General features: G+C 70.1%; 8 protein-coding genes. All 8 read right to left on the bottom strand.

What is annotated here, in order from left to right; genetic code table 11:
• Positions 1-69: 69 nt before the first annotated feature.
• Entirely contained in the window at positions 70-279 is a 210-nt protein-coding gene (locus ACFV9T_RS30790) for a hypothetical protein (RefSeq protein ID WP_385445722.1), read from the bottom strand.
• Positions 280-292: 13 nt separating this feature from the next.
• Positions 293-880 carry a hypothetical protein gene (locus ACFV9T_RS30795; RefSeq protein ID WP_385445723.1) on the bottom strand — a complete coding sequence of 196 codons (588 nt, stop codon included), beginning with the start codon at positions 878-880 and terminating at the stop codon, positions 293-295.
• A 94-nt stretch (positions 881-974) separates the two neighbouring features.
• Positions 975-1,244, bottom strand: a complete 270-nt coding sequence (locus tag ACFV9T_RS30800) for a hypothetical protein (protein ID WP_385445724.1) — start codon at positions 1,242-1,244, stop codon at positions 975-977.
• Between the two features lie 10 nt (positions 1,245-1,254).
• Positions 1,255-18,573: a hypothetical protein gene (locus ACFV9T_RS30805; RefSeq protein ID WP_385445725.1), complete on the bottom strand. Its 17,319-nt coding sequence runs from the start codon at positions 18,571-18,573 to the stop codon at positions 1,255-1,257.
• A 56-nt stretch (positions 18,574-18,629) separates the two neighbouring features.
• Complete coding sequence (locus ACFV9T_RS30810) at positions 18,630-18,842, bottom strand: hypothetical protein (protein WP_385445726.1); 213 nt, start codon at positions 18,840-18,842, stop codon at positions 18,630-18,632.
• Positions 18,843-18,848: 6 nt separating this feature from the next.
• Complete coding sequence (locus ACFV9T_RS30815; RefSeq protein ID WP_385445727.1) at positions 18,849-21,260, bottom strand: phage portal protein; 2,412 nt, start codon at positions 21,258-21,260, stop codon at positions 18,849-18,851.
• Complete coding sequence (locus ACFV9T_RS30820; protein WP_385445728.1) at positions 21,260-21,613, bottom strand: hypothetical protein; 354 nt, start codon at positions 21,611-21,613, stop codon at positions 21,260-21,262. Before ACFV9T_RS30820 ends, ACFV9T_RS30815 begins: the two co-directional genes overlap by 1 nt.
• Before the next feature lie 41 nt (positions 21,614-21,654).
• On the bottom strand, positions 21,655-22,176 hold the full coding sequence (locus ACFV9T_RS30825; protein WP_385445729.1) for a hypothetical protein: 522 nt from the start codon (positions 22,174-22,176) through the stop codon (positions 21,655-21,657).
• Between the last annotated feature and the right edge of the window lie 248 nt (positions 22,177-22,424).

Below are 22,424 nucleotides of genomic sequence, written 5' to 3' on the forward strand. Positions count from 1 at the left end.
CGCTCGGCACGGCGGAAAACCTCCGGCGGTGGACAGTGGGCCGCCGGGCACCGTGCCGTTCGCGCCTGACTAACGTCCTGCGCTGGCTCCGGCAGGCTCCTGGGCGGCCTCGGCGGCCGAACGCGCCGTGATGTAGCCACGGGTCCAGAACTGGTAGCCGAACTGCTGCTCCGCGTTGCCGAATCGGTCGTACGGGCTGGAGTCGGCTGGGTCGCCCTTCTCGTAGGCGGCCTTGCCCTCCTGCTGGAGCGCCAGGGCGGTGCTGCGGGTCAACTGCACGTCGTCAGCTCCTTCACTGGAACATCGAGTCCTGTACGCCACGGTTGCCGCCGGGCGGGGCGGCGGGTTCATCGGCCTGGCTGTGCGTGCGGGTCATGTGCGCGCCGTCCACGTCGACCGCCCACGCGTCCGGGTCGGTGTAGCGCCACACCTGGCCCGCGCTGTCCCTGACCCACCCGGTCAGTGTGCCGTCTGGGGCCCGGTCCAACCAAGCCTGTTCGCCGTTGCTGCCGGTGTACGCGGAGAAGGAGTCGGCTGGGTCGGTCTCGTCGCCCTCGTCATACATGTCGCCCGCCCACGGCCGGGCGTCGTCGGCTGGAGCCTTCGGCATGTCGCCCGGCTGCTCAGCCTCGGCCGGGGGCTCGGCTCCCTCGCCGGGCGGCGCTTCGGCAGCTGGGCTCTCCGGAGGCGTGGCAGGTTCCTCGGGCGGCGCCGCGGGGTCCTCGCCGGTGTCAGCGGAAGGGTCCTCGAAGGCCGCTGCGGGGTCGTCGTCCTCGAACGCTTCCTCCTCGGCGCCTTCGGGCTGCTCGTCGTCTTCTTCGTCGCCGAACGGCTTACCGCTCTTGGGGAGAGCCTTGATGGCGAATCCGTATCTGGTCACGCGGGGAGGATGTCGGGCGGGGCCGCTTGTGTCCTGGCCACCCCGCCCAGTCCCGGACCAAGATCGTTCTTGCGCAATTGTGCAAGCGCCCGGGTCACCCGGGAACGCTGGCCTGCCGGGGGGTACCGAGCCCCTCCTCGATGACGTGGGTGTACTCCCGCAGTACTGCGAGCACGGTCGCCTCATCGTCCCCGGTCATCGTACGCACGGGGCCGGCCGGGGTCAGGGAGACCGGGCTGCCTTGGTGCAGCTCCACCAGGGCGGTGGCGCGGTGCGACCCGATCACCGGACGGTCGGCCCGCCCGGTGACCTGCACGCTGTAGGTCGCCCCGTCATCGAACGCGCCGGTGACGGTGAACGGCACGACTACCTCCTCATCGGGTGGCGAGCAGGCCCAGGAGGAACGCCCGCAGGTCGTCATCCAGGTACCAGTCGCCGTTGAACATCGATTGAACGGACCGGGCGAGGGTGTCACCGGTGTCCGGTTGCGTCTGCTGGCGACGCAGGAGGCGGCTGAGAGGACTGCGTCGCATGCGGCGAGCGCCCGGTCGGCCGGTGTGGGTCTGGTTGAACCAGAACACGCGCTGGGCGGCGTCCAAGTCGTCCAAGTGCCGGGCAAGGTGCTGCGCCAGGGCGTGCCCGGCGGTGCCCAGCCCGTTGTCGGCGAGGTCGGCGACGGTGATTCGCTGCGTGTCGGGCTCGTAGCGGCCCTCTTGGCCGTCCACAGCCGTCACCCGGCGGCCGGCTGGCGTGTTGAGCCACGCCCGCGGCATGAGGTACTGCACGTCCCGTACGGCCCGCTCGGCGTCCGGGGTGGAGTCCGGGCCGAACACGAGGCCGGCGTTCCCTTCGGGGCCCATATGGCGGATCTCGGCGAGTGCCGCCGCGACCGCGTCCGGGACCGCCGCGGCGTACTGGGCCCGCAGGTCCGCCCACTCCCGGCGAGCTGCTGCAGCTTCGGCCCGAGCCGCGGTGATCTCGATCTCGAGGTCGGGGTCATCTGGCAGGGCGCTTCCGGTGTGGGCGGCCTGGAGGTTGACCAGGCGGCGCTCGGTGAGCGCCACGTAGTCGTCTGCGCGCTGCAACGTGCCGTGCGGGTCGCCGCCGAAGTCGTCGCTCAGGAGGTCGGCCAGACGGCGAATCACGTCTTCGTCGACGTCGCCGCCGACCGCCCGTAGTGCTGCAAGGTGGCGGAGCGCGGTCAGGCCGGGGCCACCGTCCGCGGCCCGGTCCGGTGCCCACTGAGTGCGGTCGCTGCGGCCCGGGAGTCGTCCGGCGGCAAGCTGCGCCCACGTCGTGGGCTTCCACCAGGTGACACGGCGCTGGGTCTGGCCGAAGCGTCCGGGCTCCGGCATCAGGCCCGCCCAGTGGGAGATCCGGGCGGCCAGGGACTGGCCATCGGCTCCGGGCAGGTCGAGGGCTCGGTGCAGGTGGGCCAGACGCCGGGACTCAGGCCACTCCCGGACGCGGCGGGCGAGGCGGCCAAGGAAGGCGCGCAGGCGTCGCAAGCGTTCACGGGCGCCGCGGTACTTCTCGGCGATCTTCCGGGCTCCGGCCCGCAGGAGTTCCGCGAAGCGCTTAGCGAGTTGGATGAGCGCGGCCACAATCCGGGCGAACAGCCCCGGCTGGCGGCCGGCCTGCGGGGACGCCGCGGTGACCTGGTGGGCGATTTGCCGGGCGGTGGCCTGTCGGGACCCGTCCATCTGCTGGGTGAGGATGCGAGCGATGCGGTCGGCGTCGCCCGGGTCCACGCCCGCGGCCTGGAGCTGCTGCAGGAGCGCGTTCACGGCGTCGTCGACGTGCCCGCCAACGGTGCGGGAGACGTCTGCGTTGCCGTCGTTGTCGGGCCCGTTGGGGGTTCCTCTGATCTGGTCGGGGATGAGGCTGAGGAGGTCGCGGGCCCGCGCGGCGAGGTCCTCGTCGCTCTCGTCGGGCAGCGGCTCCAGGTCGTTGATGGTGCGCAGGGCAGCGCGCACCGTCGCGGTGTGGGCATCCTGCCGTATCCGCTTGAGGGTCTGCTGCGCTGCGGCCCGGTCGCGGCCGGTGATGCCCGCGGCGTCCAGCGCTGCGGCGGCGTCCTGGCGCGCGGTTTGACGTGCGTCGCGCAGGGCCTCGGCGGTCAGGCGCTGGGCGATCTGCTCGCGCAGAGCGTGGATGTCGCCGGGCGGCTCGGTGCCCGCAGTCGCCTCGTCGATGATGCGTGCGGCGACCGCCCGCGGATGGTCGGCGACGATCCGGTCGGCGTCGGATTGCGTGGACGGGTTGGGGTCCCGCGGGGCACCGGCCGCCGGCAGACCCGGGATCGGCGCACTCGGGGCGCCCGGTACAAGGGCGGTGTCGTCCGGTCCACTCTCGCCGTCCGACTGAGGCTCACCAAGCTGCCACAGTGGCATGGCTCCATGGACGACACGGCGGCGCGTCCGGCCGTCCTCGCCTTCCAGTAAGAGATTGCGCGTACTGCCGGGGCCGTCCTCGACCCCCCGGACTCGGTAGACGCGCACGTGGTTGCCACGGTCGTCGGGGATGGCGACCGTGTCGTCTTCCCCGACCTGGGCGGCGTTCGACGGCCGCGGTCGGTTGAGTTCGGGCGGAGGGGTTCGGCCGATGGCCCGGTCCAGATGGTTGGCGGCGCGCAGGGCAGCACGGCCTTCCGGGGTCGAGGTGTCGGCAGAGTTGCGGAGCTGCGCAGCGAGTGCGGCGGCCTGTTCCGGGGTGACAGGCAGGTCGCCGGTGATGCGGACGGCGGCCTGCTGGGCGTCGGGGTCGTCGTCCGGGCCGTCGGCAAGGTCGCCGATGATGTCCCGGTCGCCCGTCGTGAGATCGGGATCGACGGTCGGACCGGTGACGGGCTCGACGCGATGCGGCGGCTCGTGCACGGTCAGGTCGTCCGGGGCGTCCGGGATGTCGTCCGGCCCGAGGTCGGGAGGGGTGCCGTCGGCGCCCTGGGCCCGTGGAAATACCTGGGCGGCGTCCACGTCGATCTGGTCGATCTCGCCCGTGGTGGTGTCGGCGAAGTCGATGGTGACGCGGTCACCATCACGGTTGATACGGGTGACCGCCACGGTGGTGGGCGTGCCGTCGAGGTCCAGGACCACGACGTCGTCCACCTTGAGGTCCGCGGCCGCCGAGTCGCCGATGCCGGTGACGGGATCGGCGCCCAAGGTGTCGTCGCGGACTTCACCGGCGACCTGGAGGTCTCCGGCGCTCCGCGTGATGGTGCCCTCTGCGGTGGTGATGGTGACACGGTCGCCGTTGACCTCGTCGACGGGCCCGAGGAGGGCGCCGTCGGTGTCGGCCACGATGTGCCGCGGAGTCACGCGCTGCCCGGACTGGGTCCAGCCGTCGGGACGGTCGCCACCGGTGACGGTGAGGGTGTTCGGCGACAGTCCGTTGGCGGTGGTGTCGTTGTCCCAGCGCACGGACACCGTGGTGTTGGTGGCGCCCGTGATGGTGCCTTCACGGGTCTGCAGCCCGTCAACACCGGTGACAGTGCTGCCCGGGAACAGGCCCCGGCCGTTCCGATCCGCCGGGACCACGTCAGGCAGGTTTCCGGTCTGGACGGCGCTCTGGGCACCGCTGGCCGGGGACCCGGGCACCACGTCGTCGGGCGCCTTGGCCCGCGCCGCGGCAGCGTTCAGCGGCGTGAAGACGTTGCCGCGCTTACCGGTGCCGTCCGGGTGCTCCGTGATGTACGTGCGCAGCATCCGCTCGGTGCGGCCGTTGCGGGTGACCTCCACGTCGACGGGGCCTGTGTAGACGTAGCCGGACCGCGTGATGGCGCGGCCGTTCCTCGTCTGGCCGTCCATGCGGACCAGGTCGCCCTGCACGAGGTCGCGGACCCGGGCCCAGTGCGCGGGCTGGCCACCCACGGGCTCGGGTTCGCTCTGCGGCTCGTCGGCCGGCGCCGAAGGGGCGGACGGTTCGGGCTCCGCGGGAGCGCGGTCCGTGGCGGGCTGTCGGCGCGTGGCGGGCGCCGCACTGCTCGAGGGCTTCGGCTGTGGCGTTTCCGCGCGGCCGTTCCCGTCCTCCTCGCCATCTCGGGGGCGGCGGAAGGCAGTCGGCCGATTCGGGTTGTCGACGAAACGCAGGCCGGGCAAGGAGGTAATGCGTGAACTGTCGCCGTCGATCTCCTCGGCCCTGTCCGCCGTGTTGGAGCTGTAGTCACCGCCGATGCCGAAAGGCCACTGACCGACCTGGCTTTGCCCGCCTACACGCAGATCACCGCTGAGTCGGCCCCGCGTGGTGACGGGGCGGTCGTAGCGGTTCGGGTCCAGGGCGCTGACGTCGTCACCGGCCTGGGAATCTTGTATGTCGACGGGGACCGTGTAACCGTCGGCGATCTGCTGTGCTCGCCACTCGTCGTAGTACCGGTCGAGGGCGTGCTCCCGGCCGAGGTAGGCGCGGGCCTTGTCGATCTGGTCGTCCGGCCAGTCGGCGAGTTCGCCGGAGTCGGCGCCTTCGACCATCCGCTGAGCGATGGCCTGGCCGAGGACTTCGCCGTTGGGCCCACGCCAGGTACGAGCGCGCTCTGCGGCGTCGGGAGCGTCCCATGGGAACGGGTTGCCGTCCGCGTCGCGGATCTCCTCCAACAGGCGCGCGTACTGGAGTGCCTGCGCCCTGTTCCGAGCCTGGAAGAGACCTTCCATAGAGCCTGGCGCTGCGACCCACCACCAAGGCGCGTTGTACTGCGTCTCCTGGTTCGCGTCGCGGATGGTGAGGCGCCCGCCCGGGGTCAGCTCCAAGGTGGGGTTGTTCGCGATGGCGTTCAGCCGGTCCTCGCCCGGCTCGGAGCCGGAACTGCTCGGTTCGTCCAGTTCGCCGCGGCGGATGCGGTCGCGAACCGCGTCGAGGTCGTTGAACCGGGGTGCGCTCGTGTCCGCCCCGGGGGTGTCGGTGCCGGAAGCATCGCCCGAAGTGCCGTCGCTGGTCGTGCTCTCCGGAGCGTCGGCGTCCGCCGCGGCCTGGCGGCGCTGCTCCTCGTAGCGTTGCCGCTCGATGCGGTCGTTGTCGCGGTGCTGCTGCCGGAACTGGTTGTAGGTGATGCGGTCGCCGTTGGCTTTGTACCAGTCGATCAGTTCCTCGCTGGCGTACTTCATCCAGCGGCCGAACTTGGCCAGCTCTCCACCGGAGAACAGCTCTCGTTCGCTCGGACGGTCGTCGCCGTACTTGTGCTCGCGGTTGTAGAAGTAGCCGTTTGTCGCCTCGATGGCCTGCTGGTATCGGGCCTCGTCGAAGTCGGCGAACTCCGCACGGATGATGTCCTCGCGGGTGCGACGTGCGCGGGGAACATCGGTACCGGCAAAGCCCAGGGCCTCGTCCACGGCCTTCGCGCGGCGCTCGGCCTCTTCGGCGTCGGTCGGCGGGGCATCCGGAAGGACACTGCGAACACGCTGGTCCGTGTAGCCGTCGCGTCGGTCCATCTCCTCCATGAGGCGTTTCTGGTCGTCGTCGCTGAGATCGTTACTCCACGCGTTGATCAGGGCGTCGTCGTCCAAGGTGGTGAGATCGTCCGGTAGGGGCATCCGCTCCGGCTCGGGCTCCCGCTGGGACTCCGGCTGGGACTCCGGGCGGTCGGCAGCGCGCTGCTGCTCGAAGTCGTCGAGGGCGGCGTGCAGGGCGTGCTGCAGCTTGCGGCCTTCCCCGTCGCGCCACTGGGCGACGGTGCTCGGCCCCCACGGCTGGTGCCAGTCGAAGGGTTGCCCGTCGCGGCCGGTAATCGCCTCGAAGCGGCTGGCGAGGGCGCGGGCCTCCTCGGGGTCGTCGGTGGCCAGTGTCAGGCCGGGCAGGTTGGTGCCGTTCCGGGCCTGAGCGAAGTGCCACAGAGTGGTGCCGTCTTGCTGCGGCTCCGGCCACGTCACCAGGCCACCGTCCGGGGACAGCACCAAGCCGGCACGGTCGGCTGCCTGGGCGAGGACGGCACGGCGCTGCGGGCTGTCCTCGGCGGCGGTGAGGTCGTCGCCGCTCCTCCAGGCGCGGCGCAGCGAATCGAGGTCACGGTGCCGCGCGGGGGTGCGGCCGCGGGCTGTACTGCCATCCCTGCTGTCTCCGCCGTCTCCGTCACCACTGTTTCCGCTCGGGTTCGGGGCGTTGAAGTCGGGGAGGTTCATGTGCGGCAGGCCGGGCCCGCCCGGTCCGCCAGGGCCGGAGTTGCCATCGCCGTCGCGGCGGCGACGCTGGCGTCGACGACGTCGGTCGCGGTCGTCCTGCTCGCCCTCGTCCCGCGCGTCCGGCTCGTTCTGCTCGTCGTCAGCGTTGTTCAGAGCGTCGGGGCTGTCGTCGCCGTCCTCGTCATCGGTAGGTGTGTCGGGGGCGCCGTCCGGGTCGGCGGCGCCGCCGTCTGTGGCACCGTCTCGGCGGCGACGCCGACGTCGCTCGTCGTCCTGGCCCTCCTCGGAGTCCTGGTTCGTAGCGTCGGGGGTGTCGTTGTCGTCCTCGCTGCGATCGTTGTCGTCGCCGCGACGGTCGTCATCGTCCTCGCCCCTCGCGATGCGGGCAGCGTGCCGGAACAGCTCTGCTGCGCGCTCTCCGTCCGGGCCCCCCAGCTCGTACATATCCGCGAGGTCGTCGAGCCGGTCGGCTGCGGACCGCAGCTCGGCTTCCGGGTCGTCGGCGTCCTCGGCCCGGCTCAAGGCGTTCCGGATCTCGCTGACCTCGGGCAGCTCGTCTCCGCCCGCCCCGTCAGTGGCCTGGTCGATGAGGTCGGACATGCGGTCGACGCGGTCCTTGGCGCTGCTGCGGTCGCGGTCCGTGGTCGCTTCCGGCTCGTCGGCCGCGGGCTCGTCGACGTCCGGCTCGGAGCTATCCGGCTCGTCAACGGCCGGAGCGTTGTCGGCATCCTCGCTGCTGGACTGCTCGTCGGTGTCGTTGTCGGGGATCTCCTCGTCCGGGTAGCGCAGACGCACCCGAGCGTCGGCGTTGTAGAAGCGCTCCTCGCCGTCATCGGTGACGATGCGGGTCCGGCCACGAGGCGTCTTCACCGGCGGCTCGGACACGGTGCGTGTGCGGCCGTCGGCGTCCGTGTACCGGTCGCCCGGCTCCAGTTCGGCGGGGTTGCGCATGCGTGCCGGGCGCAGGCCCGCAGTGTCGCGGCCCTCGGCGTCGGCGAACATGTCCGGGGTGCCGAAGCGGTCGTCGGGCCGGTCCTCGGGGTTGCCGGGGTCGGCGGCGCCGTCGGCCTGTCGGGGGGCTGGCTGGTCAACGTCGAAGAGTCCACCGGGCTCGACGGTCTGCTTCGGCTTCGGCTGCTCCTCGCGCTTCGGCGCGCGGCCGGCGCGTCGGGCTTCCTCTGCTTCGAGGACCTGCAGGCGGGTACGGTTTGCGCCGAAGAGCTCTCCCGCCATCTCGCGGCCCATCAGGTCCAGGATCTCGTTGCGGATCTCGCCATCGTCCATGGAGGACGGCGCCTTGGACCCTTCGGGGCGTACGGCGTCGAGCTGATCGGACACCTCGTCCGGGGTCAGGGTGACGTTGTCCTCGCCTGAACCAGGGGTATCGAAGGCAACACGACGCCTTCGGAGTTCTTCGGCGATGGCACCAACTTGTACGCCGAAACGGCCGGAACGCTCGTCTGGTGTCATCTCCAAGTCGTGGAGGGTTTCGGCTAGGTGCAGCGCGACACCACTGGCCGGCCCGAAGGTGTCTCCTGCCGCTTCGCCCCACTGCTGGTCAAGGAAGTTGAATAGTTCGTCAGCAAGTTGCGCTACACGGTCTGGCCTACCGTCGGGGAACTGCTCGAGGTACTCCTCTTTGAGTGCGTCCAGCACATGCCGGTTGTCGGCCTTCTCCTTGCTGAACAGGCCGTCGACTGCTGGGGTGTCGGCCGGCGGCTCGTTGCTGCCGCCGTCATGCGTTGCATCGGCCTCCGGGGCGTCGTCGCTCTTGTCGGAATCATCGGCGGCCGCAGCCTCCCGCTCGGCGCGTCGGCGCTGCAGGTCGGCATCGGCCTCGTCAATGCGCTTCGCGTACGCCTTGTAGGCCCGAACCTCGCCGGGGTCGGACTCCAGCCCCTCTCCGCCCTCGAGCGTCCACGCCCACTGGAGGAGGGCGCGGTGTACCTCAATCGGTCCGGTCACCTGGAGCGTGCCACGGCGGCCAGGCTTGGCTTCCTTGAGGGCCTTCCGGGTATCGGGGTCCTCCATGGCGGCGGTCTCGTCGACATCCAGGAAGTCGACGAGCGCGGCTGGCATGGTCAGGGTGACGAAGTCCTCCGGCTTGTCCCACGCGTACCGCAGCGGCTCGTCCAGCTCGCTGGTGTCGGCTGTGCCGGTGGTGGTCGTGTCGGCGTCCGGCTGGATGCCGGCGAGGGTGTCGTTCACCTCCTCCTCGGAGAGGCGAACGACGTCGTCCTGGTCCTGACCGTTGTTCTGGTCGCCCGTGCGGCCCGCCGTCGGCACGTCGGCCGACGGCTCGTTGCCGCTGCCCCAGCCGGTGGTGTGGGGGGTCTCCGTCCCGTCGGTGTTCGGCTCGTCGACGTCGGTATCGGCGGAACTGCGGTCGCTGGTCTCCGGGGCGTCGGGCTGCGGGGTGGTGCTGGGCTCCGGGCGGAGGCGGGCGAGGGCTTCGCGCACCTCGTCCTCGGAGAGATGAACGGTGTCATCCTGCTCCGGCGCCGGGTTCTGCTCGTCCCAGCGCTGGAGGTTCGCCACGGCCTCGTCGACCGCGGCCTGCAGCGGCGCGCGCTCCTCGCGCCGCTCCTTCGCGATCACCTCGCGGTCGTGCTTCTTGTACTTCTTCTTGTCGAGTTCGTCGGCGTCGATCTCCGGCTTCGCGTCGAGGTCGGTTACCCGGGCGACGATCTCCTCGAGCAGGTGGGACCGCTTGCGGGCGTGGTCGATCTGCGGAGTGAGGTCCGCGGCCGCGTGCGCGGACTGGAGCAGGGCTATCTGCTCGTCCAGCTCCGGCACCTTGGCCCGGTCCGACTCCTGTAACGCCGGCGCCTTGTCGAGAGCGTTGCCGAGGCGGGTGATCATGCCCGACCCGGCGCCCCTCTTCTGCAGGTCCTCCACGGTGCGCTCGAAGCCGGAGTGCCGCAGGTCGGGGAATCCGACGTGCGCGAGGAGCTTGCCGTCCGCGTCGCGTTCGGTGCGGACACCGAAGTCCAGACCGCGGAACTGGCCGAGGATGTGCCAGTCGCTCAGGCCCACGCGGTCGTGCGCCAGGAGGCGGGCGGTGATCTCCCGGTGCAGGGCCTTGCCAGCATCGGAGCGCTCGCCGTACGGGGAGCCGCTGAGGGGCATGCGGAACTGGTCGCCGGCTTCTTGGATGCGGGGCAGTGCCTGCTCGCGGCGCTGGATGCCGTCGCGGGTGGCCTGGGACTCCTGGTGCAGTACTTCGAGGGTTTCTGCGCGGCGGATGCGTTCGGCGGCCTCGTTGTGCTGGTCGATCTCCAGGTCCTTGAGGCGGCGGCGGGCCTTCATGAGCTGGCTCATGTAGGGGTTGCCGCCGATCTCGGCTTCCATCGTCTCGTAGTCGAACTCGGCGCCGTCGATCTCCTGGACGACGTCGCTGGAGTCGCCGTCCTCCGGCTCCGGTCGCTGGATGTCGACCAGGCCCTCGGCCTTGGCTGCGACGAATCCGGCCTTCCAGCCGTCCATGGAGCCCTTGGTCGCGAAGATGTCGATCTCAAGTTCCAGATTTTGGTTGCCGTACCGCAGGCCACGGCCGTTGCGCTGCTCCATCAGCGCGGCGCCCCAGTCGAGGTCGACGTGCGTGACGGAGACCATGCGGTCCTGGGCGTTCATACCCGTGGCCGCCACGGAGCTGGAGCCGATGAGGACCGCGATCTCACCTTCGCGGGCTTTCCGGAACAGCTCCGTCATGTCCTCCGGCTTGCCGGACTTCTTGGCGTCCTGGACGAAAGCGATCTTGTCGGCGGGGATCCCGCCCGCGACCATGTGCAGCTTGAGCTCGGCGTAGGCGTCGAAGTTGCCCTTGTTCTTGCCGCCCGGAACGCCCTCGTTCAGGAAGATCATCTGAAGTGCGCCGGGGACCGGGTGGTTCTCGTTGCTGCCGTACGCGATCTTGTAGACCCGGTCCTTGTTGGCGTGGTATCGCTCGACGTGCCGGTCAGCGACGGCCTTGAGCTTGTTGCCGGCTGGGGCCTTGGCGTCGATGAGCCGCGGGTCGAGGGCCACGCTGGTGCCCTCGTTGGACACCGCGAGCATGTTGTCCTCGTGGCGGTCGACCTCGCCGTTGTGGATGGCGCGGCCGCGGGCGACGAGCCCCTTGAGACGCTTCTTCTGGTCGGGCGTCGCGTCGACCAGGATCAGGTTGGGGGCACCGCCCTTGACCTTCGGCCGGGGTATGCCGACGTCGTCGGCGCGCTTGGTGTCCGCGACCAGGCCCCACATGGTCTTCATGGCGCGCTTGTTGTGGAACTCGGAGAACCGCTCCACCACGCGGAGGCCGGAGCCGTCGGGGGCGTTCTCGATGCGCAGGGTCTTGCGGCCGAAGGTGTTGGCCCACAGGTCCGGGGCGCCAGCCTTGTACGCGTCCAGCACCCACGGCGCCGCGAACTGGAGCATGGTGAACTGCTCACTGATTGAGTTCGACAGCGGCGTTCCGGTGGCGAGCGTGATGGTGGCGCGGCCCTGGCGGCGGCGGTGCAGGTCGGTGGTCTTCTGGTGGAGGTCGACACCGCGGATCGACGCCGGGTCGCCGCCGGCCTCCTTCGAGCGGAAGCCGACGCCCTTGTAGCGGTGGGCCTCGTCGACGACGAAGTAGTCGAAGCCGAGGTCATCCCAGTACGTCTCGCCCGGCCGCCGCATCGGGGCGGCGTTCTTGTTGATGTTCTTGCTGACCGTCGCGATGCGCTGCTCGATCTTCGCGACGATGAACGGGTGGTTGGGGTTGTCGGCATCCTCGTACTGGCGGTCAAGCTGCTCGCGCAGCCCCTCCAGCTCCCGGAACTCGTACTCGTCCTGAGCCTCCGGGCTCATCTTGATCGAGCCGAATGCCTCTTCGGTGAAGATGACCAGGTCCGGCTTGTTCGCGCGCAGCCACTCCAGCGTGCTGCCGCGCCGGTCGCCGGCCAGGTCCGCCGAGGTGATCAGGTGGATGTCGGCGTTCGGGTAGAGGAACCGGGCCTCGTCCGCCCACTGCTTGGCCAGGTGGTTGGGCACCACGGCCATGGGCTTCTCGATCTGCCCGGACGCCTTGAGCGCCTGGATGCCCATGACGAGCGTCGACGTCTTGCCGAGGCCCACCTCGTGGGCGAGGATCACGCCCCGCTCGAACTGCATCCGGGCCGCGCCGGAGCGCTGCCAGGCGTGCGGGTTCCGGTCGGGGGTGAAGCCCTCGAGCGTGGGCGACATGCCCTCGTACGAACGGACGATGTGCCCGTTCATGATGCGGTTGTACGAGTCGGTGAGGACGCTCAGCCGCTCGGCGTTCGCCGTGGCGTACTTGGCGAACTCGGCCCGCATCTGGTCGGCCTTCTGCCGGATCAGACGTGAGGTGGCCTCGTCGACTTCCTTGCGCTTGTCGTCCTCGTAGACGGTCAGCGAGCCGAAGCCGAGAATCGCGCGGGCGATCTCAAGGGCGGTCTTCCCCTTCGTGCCCTTCTCCGGGGCGGCCGCGACGCCGTACATGACGTTGTTGGCCTCGGGCACGCGGCCGGCGTTGAGAATCCAGCCGTACCGGTCGTCATGTGCGACACGGAGGGTGCGGTCGCCCAGGTACTCGCGCAGGAAGTTCTGCAGAAGCTCCGGAGGCGTCCAGTGGGCGCCCATCTCCGGGGTGAACTGGCCGATGGTCCGGTCCGGCGGCTGGACGGCCTCCAGCGCGGCCACGTTGACCGCGTACGCCGGGTCGCGCTCGGCGGCCTTGCGGGCGGCGTCGAGCTTGTCGCGGACGCCCCCGGACAGGTAGGCGCCAGCCAGCTCCAGGCGGCCGGTCTCCGGATCGGTGAAGACCTCGTTGCCGAGGCGCTTCAATGCCTCCTGCGGGTCGACGTCGAGGAGCCGCGCGACCTCGCCGAGGTCCACCTCGCCCTTGGCAGCAACGACCGCGGCCAGGGCCGCCTTCGGGTCGTCGGTCGAGGAGAGCGGCTGCCGACGGGCGGCGGCACGCTCGATGAAGACGCGGGAGAGGACGGCCTCGTCCTTGTCGGCGTCCCACCGTTCCAGGGCCAGGACCGCCGCGGCGTCCGGGTCGGCACGGAAGTAGCCCCACGCCGTGGGGCGGCCGCCCTTGGTGCGGTGCTGACCGGGCTTGGACAGCGGCCCGTGCTCTGCAACGTAGGCGGCATGCAGGTTCCGGAGCTGGGCTCGCAGGGCCTCGGCGCGCTCCTCCTCGTCGTTCTTCCGGTCCAACTCGCGTAGCTCGGCGGCGACGTCGCGGAGCTGCATGAGGGCGCGGAGTTGGGCGGTGTTGCCGTCGGCCGGCTCCAGCAGGACCGGTTCGGCGCCGTTGACGTGCTGGTAGAACTGGCCGTCGTCGCCCTCGTACAGGCGGCCGGTCCAGTCGTTCGCGTGCTTCTCCCGGGCGGTCTGGAGCTGCACCGGGGGCCGGTTGTCGCCGTCGGGGTGCGGCTCGTAGCCGCGGCCGTCGGCCTTCGCCTTGGTGGCGATGTCGTCGAGCGCGGCGCGGAGCTGTTCGGCGGCCTTCGCCGGGTCGCCCTTGACGGTCACCTCGGGCCCGTACGGGCCGGACTTCGTGGTCAGCGTGCCGAGGATGTGCTCGGGGTGCTCATCGAAGTAGGCGTTGATGTGGTGCGCGGTGCCGTTGATGTCCCGCTCGGGGGCGTCCAGCCATGATGTGTCGGCCGGCTCAGTGCCGTCCTCGCGGCGACGGAATACGAGGACGTCGGTGGTGACCCCGGTGCCGGCGTCGTTGAAGACGCCGGAGGGCAGGCGGACGGCGCCGACCAGGTCGCCGTACTTGGCCATCTGGCGGCGGGCCTTGTCGCCCTTGGAGTCGAGGGTCTGGCGGGAGGTGATCACGGCGGTGATGCCGCCGGGCCGGACGAGGGCGATCTCCTTGGTGACAAAACCGTTGTGCAGGCTCTCCGCCGGGTACCGCTTGTCATCGAAGGGCACTTGGGCGAAGGGGACGTTGCCGATCGCGGCGTCGAAGGTGCCCGGTCGGGCGTCGGTCTCCGCAAAGGATTCGTTCAGGACGTTGGCGTGCGGGTAGATCGTCTGGGCGATGCGGGCTGTGGTCGGGTCCAGCTCGACACCGGTCAGGCGTGCACCGTCTGGGGCGACGCCGAAGAACGTGCCCGCGCCGGAGCCGGCTTCGAGGATGTCGCCGCGGTGGAAGCCGAACGCGCCAAGGCCCTCCCACATCGCCTGGGCGATGGGCTGCGGCGTGTAGTGCATGGACAGCACGCCGCGGGAAGCCTGCCGGAACTCCACCGGTGTGAGTACGCGCTGCAACTCGCTGCGGATGTCGCTGTACTCGGACCACCGCTCGTGGTCTTTAGCGAACTTGCCGTACCGGGCGCCGCCCTGCTGGTAGCGGGGCTCCTTCTCGTTCGGCTCGTTGGCGAAGAGGATCGGCACCGAGCCCCAGCCGGACCAGCGGGCGAGGATGCGCCGCTCCTCGCCGGTGGCCGGCCGGTTCTCGGCCTCCAGTTTCTTGAGGACGCGGATGGCCTCGACGTTGGCCGTCGCACGCGCGCGGGCGCCCTTCGGCGCGTCGGCCGGGTCCGGCCGGAACCGCGCTACGCGTCGTACATCAGGTCCCTGATCTCCTGCAGGTGCTGCTCCATCGGCGTCTGCTCCGGCGCCTTCTCCGCCCCGGGCTCCGGCTCCGGCAGAAGCTCCGCCAAGACCATCGCCGTCGCGTCCGCCCTGATCTGCTTGAGCCGGCCGACCTGAGCCTCGTACTCCGTCGGCTCCGGCACCGCTTCCTCCAGTGCCTGCTCGGCCACCAGAATCCGAGTCTCGATCTCCTCGGCCTTCGCCTTCACGAACGCCTCCGGATCGGTCATCGCCGCCCACTCCTGCGGCCGGTACGTCCGCCAGTGATCCCGGACCGTCGGACTGAACATGCTCATCGTCGTCGCCTCCCAGCGCTTCACGGAGCGCGGCCTGCTGTGCCTCGATCTCCTCACGGGAGATGACCTTCTGGTCGTCGTTCCCGCCATTCTTGCGGACTTCCTCACGCACCGCCTCAATGCCGTGCAGAGCCACGTTGATGGACGCGAGCCGCGTCTTGGCCCACGAGCGGTCCGAGGCGTCCGCGTCCCGGTTCGTGGCGCGCACGGACATTTCCCGCGACAGTTCCTCTGTCACGCGGTTCAGCTCCGCGAGGAGGCCCTCGGGCACGTGCAGGTTGCGGCCCTTGATGCTGTGGCCCTTCTTGCCGCTGGGCACCAGCGGGTTCACGCCGTCGTCCCAGCCGTACCGGTCCCGGAAGAGGCTGTAGAGGTACTGCCGCTCCTCGCTGGCGTCGGCGAGGCGGTCGCCTAAGCGCTCGTTCTGGTACAGCTCGGCGAACATCTTCGGCACGAATACGCGCCGCTTGCGGCCCCAGGTGCGTTCGCCGCGGGTGTCAGGGTCGTTGTCGTACGCCTGGACCATGGCCGCTAGAGCTGCGGCACGCGAGGGATAGGCGCGGTCTTCGTGCCCCCAGGAGTGTTCGCCCCAAGTCCACCCGATCTCGCGCGTTGTGTGCCCGTGCGTCTGGTCTCGGTAGTCGACGTAGCCGTAGTCACTGCGACCGTCGATGCTGATCACGCCGTTGTCGTCGGGGTTGTCGACGCGCGCGAGGAACTGCTCGACCTCCGGCGTGACGCTGCGGCGGTTCTGCTCGGCCTCCAGCGCGGCCATGCGCTCCTTGCGGGCCGCCTTGACGTCGTCGGTCTCGTTGTACGAGGAGCGAGCGCGGCGAAGCTCGGTGTACTCCGCCTTCAGGTCCTTGTCGGTCAAGTTCTCGGGGGCGTCCCGGTCGGTGATGGCCCGCTTCTCCCGGTCGCGGCGCTCCCGCTTGACGTCCTCCATGCGGCCTTCGAGGACCTGCTGGGCCTCCGGCGTTGCCTTCCGGAAGTCCCGTCGAAGCAGGTCGTTGTACTCCTCCGACAGTTCCTCGTCGGTGAGGTCCGCGACCGCTCGCCGATCGGCGATCTTCTCGGCATGGCGGCGCTGCTGCTCGCCGACGATGGCGTCGTGCCGGTTCTGCAACGTCTGGCGCATGGTGCGCTCGGCCTCGGCGTCGTCGCCGGCGCCCTGGTGCATGCGGACCCGCTCGGCGATGGTCTCGCGGGCCTTCGCCAGGTCGTCCTCGGCGGCCGTGGTCAGGTCGGTGTCGTCGTCGACGAGGGCCTGCGAGCGGCGGCGGCGCTCGCTGTAGATGGCACGCTCGACATCGTTGGCCTCCTGGCGCTTGCGAGCCCCGTACATACCGCGCTCCTCCTGCGACTGGCGGATGCGGTGGGCGATGTCGTCGTCGCTGAGCGACGTGGCGTCCCGGGCGGCGGCCTCGTCCCGCTCCTGCCGGCGGCGCTTCAGCTCCTCGTTGATCATTTCGATCTCGGAGTTCAGACGTCGGCGGTTGGCCTCGGAGCGGGTGCGGCTGAGCGTTCCCCACCGGTCCTGCTTCATCTGCGACAGGCGGGTGTCGTCCGCGGTGGCGATGGCCTTGCGCAGAGCCTCGGTCTCGTCGACGGCGTTGGCCGGGGCGTCGGGGCTGCCCGCGGCCGTCTCGTCGGTGACGTGGATGTTGCGGCCCTGACGGGCGAGCTTGGACAGGACCTCCGAGATCCGCTCATCCCGCGTGGCCTCGGTCATGTTTGACTGGGTCGAGTACGCGCCCATGGACGGGGCCCACTTGATGGCGCGAGTGGAACCCACGGCGTCGTAGTCCCGCTCGTCGCCCTTGATGGTGCCCCTGAAGACCATGACCCGCTTGGCGGGCTTGCCGTCCTTGCCGGGCTTCATGACCCAGGCCGCGGTGATTCGGTCACGCCGGTCCGGGTTATGGGCGGCACGGTGCAGCCGAGCCATCACCGCAGCGCCCTGCTTCGGGTACTGCGGCACGGGCACAGTGACGCCGTCGATCTTGGCCTTCGGCGGGTAACCGCGCTCGCTGGTCGCGGCGATCTGACCGTCCGGGCCGTACAGGGTGATCGATCCGCCGTCGTTGACGTAGTGGTAGCCGTCGACGCCCTCGACGGGTTCGGCGTTGCCCGGCAGCGCAGGCGCCTGCCGCTCCTCCGGGGGCTCCGCTGTCTGCGGAGCGGCGGTCTTCTCCGGGGCTGCGGTCGGCGTCGGGGTGGCCTCGGGCCCGCCGTCCGCGGCGTTGTCGCGTTGGAACTTCTCGGCGGCCGCGTCGATGACTTCGCTGATCGAACGGTTGTCTTCGGACCGCCATGTCGTGATGCGGGTGTTGGGGTCCGACAGGTCCAGCGGCTTTCCGTCGTCCCCCATGGGGGCATCGGCAGTGAAGGACTGGGCGAACGCCTGCGCGTCCTGCTGAGAAGTCCACCGGCGGCGGAGCGGCAGGCCGCTGCCGGTAGCGACCAGGAACCACTCCCCGTTCTGGTCCTGGCCGACGACGAACTGGCCGCGCCCGACGAGCTTGATCCGGTCGTTGCCGATCAGCCCTTCGAGGTGTTGTGCGGCGCGCTGCTCTCGGAGGCTGTCCGGGCCGATGTCGTTGATCTGGCCGAGGCGCTGCTGCCAGTGGGCTCGAACGGCCTGGAGCGTGCTGAAGCGCTGGCCGTTGCCGTCGGCCGGGCTATCCGCGGTGGCCTTCGGCGCGGCCACGGGCACAGGTATGGCGTCGAACTCCTTCCGGGCCCGCTGGATGGCGGCTTGGATGTTCTCGCCCTTGGTGGAGTGCCAGTCGCGGGCGGCGCTGTCGAGCTGCGGGTCGGAGAAGTCGAACGGCTGGTTCAACTGGGTGAGCCGGCCGTTGACCGCGGTCTTGTCGAGGTGTTCGGCAAACCGCGCGGCGTCCTGGGCGGTTTCGAAGTCGCCGGCGGCGTCGACGCGCTGTCCGGTGCCGGTGGCCGTGAGGTAGAAGCGGCCGTTCCTCTCGTCGCGGAGGATCGCGAGGCGGCCGGAGGGGGTGGTTTGCAGCGCGTCGTCGTGCGCCACCGAGCGCAGGAAGGTGGCCATGTTTGGGCTCGTGCCGGGCTGCTCTGCGAGCTGCGTGAAGTGGCGGCGGACGGCCGCGGTGTCCGCGTGCCGGGCCCCGGTGGCGTGCTGCTGGTTCGGCAGGGCATCGACGTGGACCGGGTGTACGCCGTCCTCGGGCTCGTCCTGATCGTCATCGTCGTCCGGGCCGTCGCCATCGTCGTCGCCGATTGGGCGGCCCTTGTCGTCCTGGTCGTGCGGGTCGTTCGGGGTATCCGGGTCGCCGTCGTCGTCCCGGGCCACGCCGTTGCCGCGGCGCGAGTCCTTGGTACGCCGCTCGTCCTCTTCGGCGACCTTCTCTTCGTCGTCGGTGGGCGCGCTGCCGTCGGGGCGGGTGACCATGCTGACCCACTTGGCACTGGTGGTGTGCCGGCGGCCCTTGAACTCGTTGGGGCCGCTCTGGTCCTGGACCAGGATGCGGTCGTGCGGGAGCGCACGGACGACGCGCGCGAGTTTGCCGCCCCACAGGCGGACCGTTCCACCCGTCTCGATGAAGCGCCCCTTGCTGTCCCGAGGGTGCAGGGCAGAATTCCACGGCCGACGCGTGACCTTGACCTCGAGGTCGCGACTCAGATCCTGCGACTCAGCCTGTGCAGTGGGGCGATTCAGCATGGCGCGGACCATGCACAGCGCAGGGGGTTAGCGTCGCGGCCTCGGGGCCGGGCGGGCTACATCGTCTCGGTGAGGATGTGGATGGCGAACCAGCCGGAGAACCCGAACCAGCCAACGGCGAAGACGGCTCTGCCGACCTTGCTGGTGCGGGTGCAGAACAGGCTGCGGAAGTTCTCGGACAAGGTGTCGCCCTCGCGTTTGTTGGCCAGGGCAATGCCTTCGGCGACGGCGAAGATGGCGGTCCAGGCGCTCCAGATATACGGCCACATGGCGGGTCACTCCTTGGGGTCGGTCGTGTAGTGCAGACGGCAACGGCAGTTGACCGTGAGGGCGGTGGGGGCGAAGGGGTCGCCGGGGTAGCGGAGGCTGGCGCCGTCCACGGTGAACGGAGTACCGACGGGCAGCGTCTTGCCGTGCAGGACCTTGTGGGTGGGCCGTACGCGGGTGTCTCCCCGAGTGATCCATGTCCGGACGACCTCAGGGCCGGCATGCTCCGCTGCTGCGTCTGCGGCGCCGTTGATGGTCGCCACGGCGCAGGCTTCGGACAGCCGTGCCACCAGGCGTGGGCCCTGGGTTCGGTAGAAGAAGGCGACTGCCGACTCGAGATCGCTAATCGTCGGTGTGCCGTGCTGCGCATCGAACAGGGCTGTGGCCAGTTCGCGGAGGAACGTGGTCATAGCCTCGCCCGCGTACACCGCGGTGGCGATGGCGGCCGCAGCTGCGGAGGGGGGTACCTCGTCTGTGCTGGTGAGGGACTGGCCGACCTGACGGGCCGTGGTGATGGCGGCCTGTTGCAGGATCGGGGCCAGGGTCTGGCTGGTCTCCTCGGCCCAGCGGGCGGCGCTGACGACGCGGTCCTGGTCGAGGTCGGCGTCGACGCGGCGCACGTCGTCGTCGTTCTCGGGCTCCCAGTACCGCGTGTACTTGCGGATCTTCGGCGCGCGGAGCCGGGCGAGTATGACGCCTTCCTGCCGCGCGAGGAGCGCGGTGACGGCTGCGGCCACGGCCATGGACAGGTCGTCGAAGTCGTCGTCGGTGACCTCGTATCCGTCGCCCTCGGGCAGGGCCTTGGTCTCGATCGAGGTGCGGGCGGCGTCGACGTCCTCGGCGGCGTCTCCGGGCGGGGCGGTGTTCTGGGTGCTGCGGGCGCGGTCGACGTCGGCGGCTGCGTCGCCGGGGCCGCTGTCGGTCGTGGTGACGCGGGCCGCGGCGACGGTGTCGGCAGCCGTCGAACCTGCGGCCAGGACAAGGGGGGCGCCGCCCTGGGCCCGTGCGGCGGCAACGTCCGCGGCCGCAGTGTCCGGAGCCGTGCCCGGGGGGAGCGGGGCGCCGGTAGGCGCGGCGCCGGGCGTTCCCGCGGCCGCCTGGTCGGGGCCGAGGCCCAGCGCGGCGGCGTCCTGGTCGTTGGCGGGCACGGGGGCCTTCTGCGGGGAGATCCACAGGGCCCGGGATTGCGGGACGTTGAACGCCGGCCGCCCCGCGATCTCCCGGTACTCGTCGATCGTGATGAGCCCGGCTTCCCACTCCTTGCGGGCTTCCTCGCGGGCCTGGCGGCGGGGGAACTCCAGCGCCTGAACGCTGGAGGTGTCGAAGCGGACGATCCATTCGTCATCGAGGTCCGGGTCGAACCCGGAGGCGATCAGGTTGAGGTGGGGCAGCTCCGTGTGATCCCAGAAGTTGTATTCCTCGCGGTCGGCGTTCGCGTAGGTCCGCTCGGAGGCGTTGCCGACGATGCTTTCGGGGACGCCGAACGCGGCCAGGATCTCGCCCTTGGCGGTGCTGGACAGCGTCTCGTACGCCATCTCGCGGGGCCGGGCGGCGGTGTCGGTATAGGTGAGGCCGCCGGGGCCGGTGCCGACGAGGGTGAGCTGCCCGGCGTTGTGTGCGCCGGGCGCCAGTCGCTTCTGGATGCGGTCGACTTCGCGCTGGTCGACGCCGTCCAGGTCGATACCGACGATTCCGCCAGGTCTGCCGTCATTGTCAATAAAACTGATGTTGTAAGTGCGGGCCTTCACGTCCAGGTCGATGGAAAGGCCCGCCGCTTCGAGCGGGGTGACGCCGCAGAAGGGGTCGAGCGGATGGGGGTCGCGAATCCAGATGACGTGCTTGGGCAGCAGCTCCCGGACGTGGCCGCTGTAGTCCGTGAACTCGAAGTGCTTCACGTAATCGGCGTTGCGGTCGTCGGGGATGATCTGAACGCGGTCCGGGGGAAGCAGGTCGAGGCGTACAAGCGTGCCGCCGCGGCTGTAGGTCTTCTCAATGAAGACGCCCTTCTTCGACAGAAGGAGCTGCGCGCTCAGCCGCTTCTTGAAGACATCTCCGGTCTCCAGCGGGTTGGCCTTCTTGTTGAGCAACTTCAACAGCGGGTGGCTGTCCAGCGTCTCCTCGAAGCGCCGTTCGTCGCCGCCTCGGCCGATCTGGATCGGGAGGGTGCTGGCGTGCTTGCTGATCGCCTCGATGGACTTGAAGGTCCAGATGGAACGCTCGTAGCCCTCAACGATGACGCGCTCCATGTCCCATCCGTCCGCGCGGCCGGGCGTGCCCCACACATTCGTGACGCCGGCGTACGTCATCGACACGTATGCGTTGCCCGCGAGCAGATCCTTCGTCTCGGCGGGCGGCGGTGGGGGAGCGGCGGAGCGCGGAACGAGGAGCCCGCGGAGAGCAGGGAGGAACTGGCGGGGCATCAGGCGGCCCCCTCGTCCTCGTGCTCACGGGTGGTGAGCCACAGGCCGACGAGTACGACCGCCAGGGAGACGCCGATCCAGCCCAGGGGGACGCAGAGTGCGAAAGCACAGCTGGTGAGGCCGCCGTATCCGAGGAGGCAGACCACACCGCGGGCGATGTGCGCCCATCGATCTGTTCTCGGCTTCGGGCGCATAAGCATGCCCGTGGTGAGGAGGCTGGCCATCGTGGCGGAGAGTCCGGCGGCCCAGTGGAATGCGCTCAACGCCACGAGGACGCCGAGCAGGCCGAACGCGGTTAGGAACAGGCCGGCGGCTTCACGAGCGAGCGCCCAGGAGGTTCGCTGAGTAGTCACGCCGCGAACCATGAACAGCGGACGGCGTTAGCGTCGCGTGCTCACCGCTTAGGGCGGGACACCCCGGACATGTAGGCGCCGATTCCGCGCCGGTTGATGGTGCCGCCGGGGATGACTCGCGCGTTCGGCGGCAGGGCCGGGACTTTCCGTTTGGCCCGCTGGCTCTGATCCCCGCCGATCAAGTGCGTGTTGTCGATCTTGGCGACGCAGTCGTCCCCCCTCACCTCGTCGTACGGGCGGCGGCAGGCGCGGCAGTACACCTCGAGCGCGTCAACGCGCTGGCCTTCAGCCGTCTTGAAGCTGCCCCGGTAGTCGGCGACGTTCGCGATCTTCGGTGTGACCTCGATTTCGGCTGCGACGACCCAGACGTGGGAGAGGTCCGGTGTCTCTTCCTCGGCGGTCGGTGGCTTCGGCGGTGGAGCGGTCTTCTGCTCGGGCTGCGGTGTCTCGGCCGGAGCTACGATCTGCTTGGGAACCGTCCCGGGGGCGAGCCAGGAGAACAGGCTCTCCTGCAGGCGAGAGCGGTCGGTCTCGGGGGAGGGGGGAGCTGTCGCGGTCGTCACTGTTCCTCCGGATCACTGCGGGGCTGCGTAAAGCGCGACCCCTTCACTGCCGGAACGTCAACGATCGTGTTCTGTTACACCCGGCGCCTGGGTGCTCAGTCGCGTCCAGTACGGGACCTGGCATCAGACGCGACTCCGAAGTCGGAATCGAAAAAGAGAGCTGACGGTAGTCTTGCAGCTACATCACCGACACATACCGAAAGTGACGTACTGTGACCACTGCCCCTCTGGCTCCCACGATCTCGGAC

The organism is Streptomyces sp. NPDC059850, assembly GCF_042731515.1.
Lineage (GTDB): Bacteria > Actinomycetota > Actinomycetes > Streptomycetales > Streptomycetaceae > Streptomyces.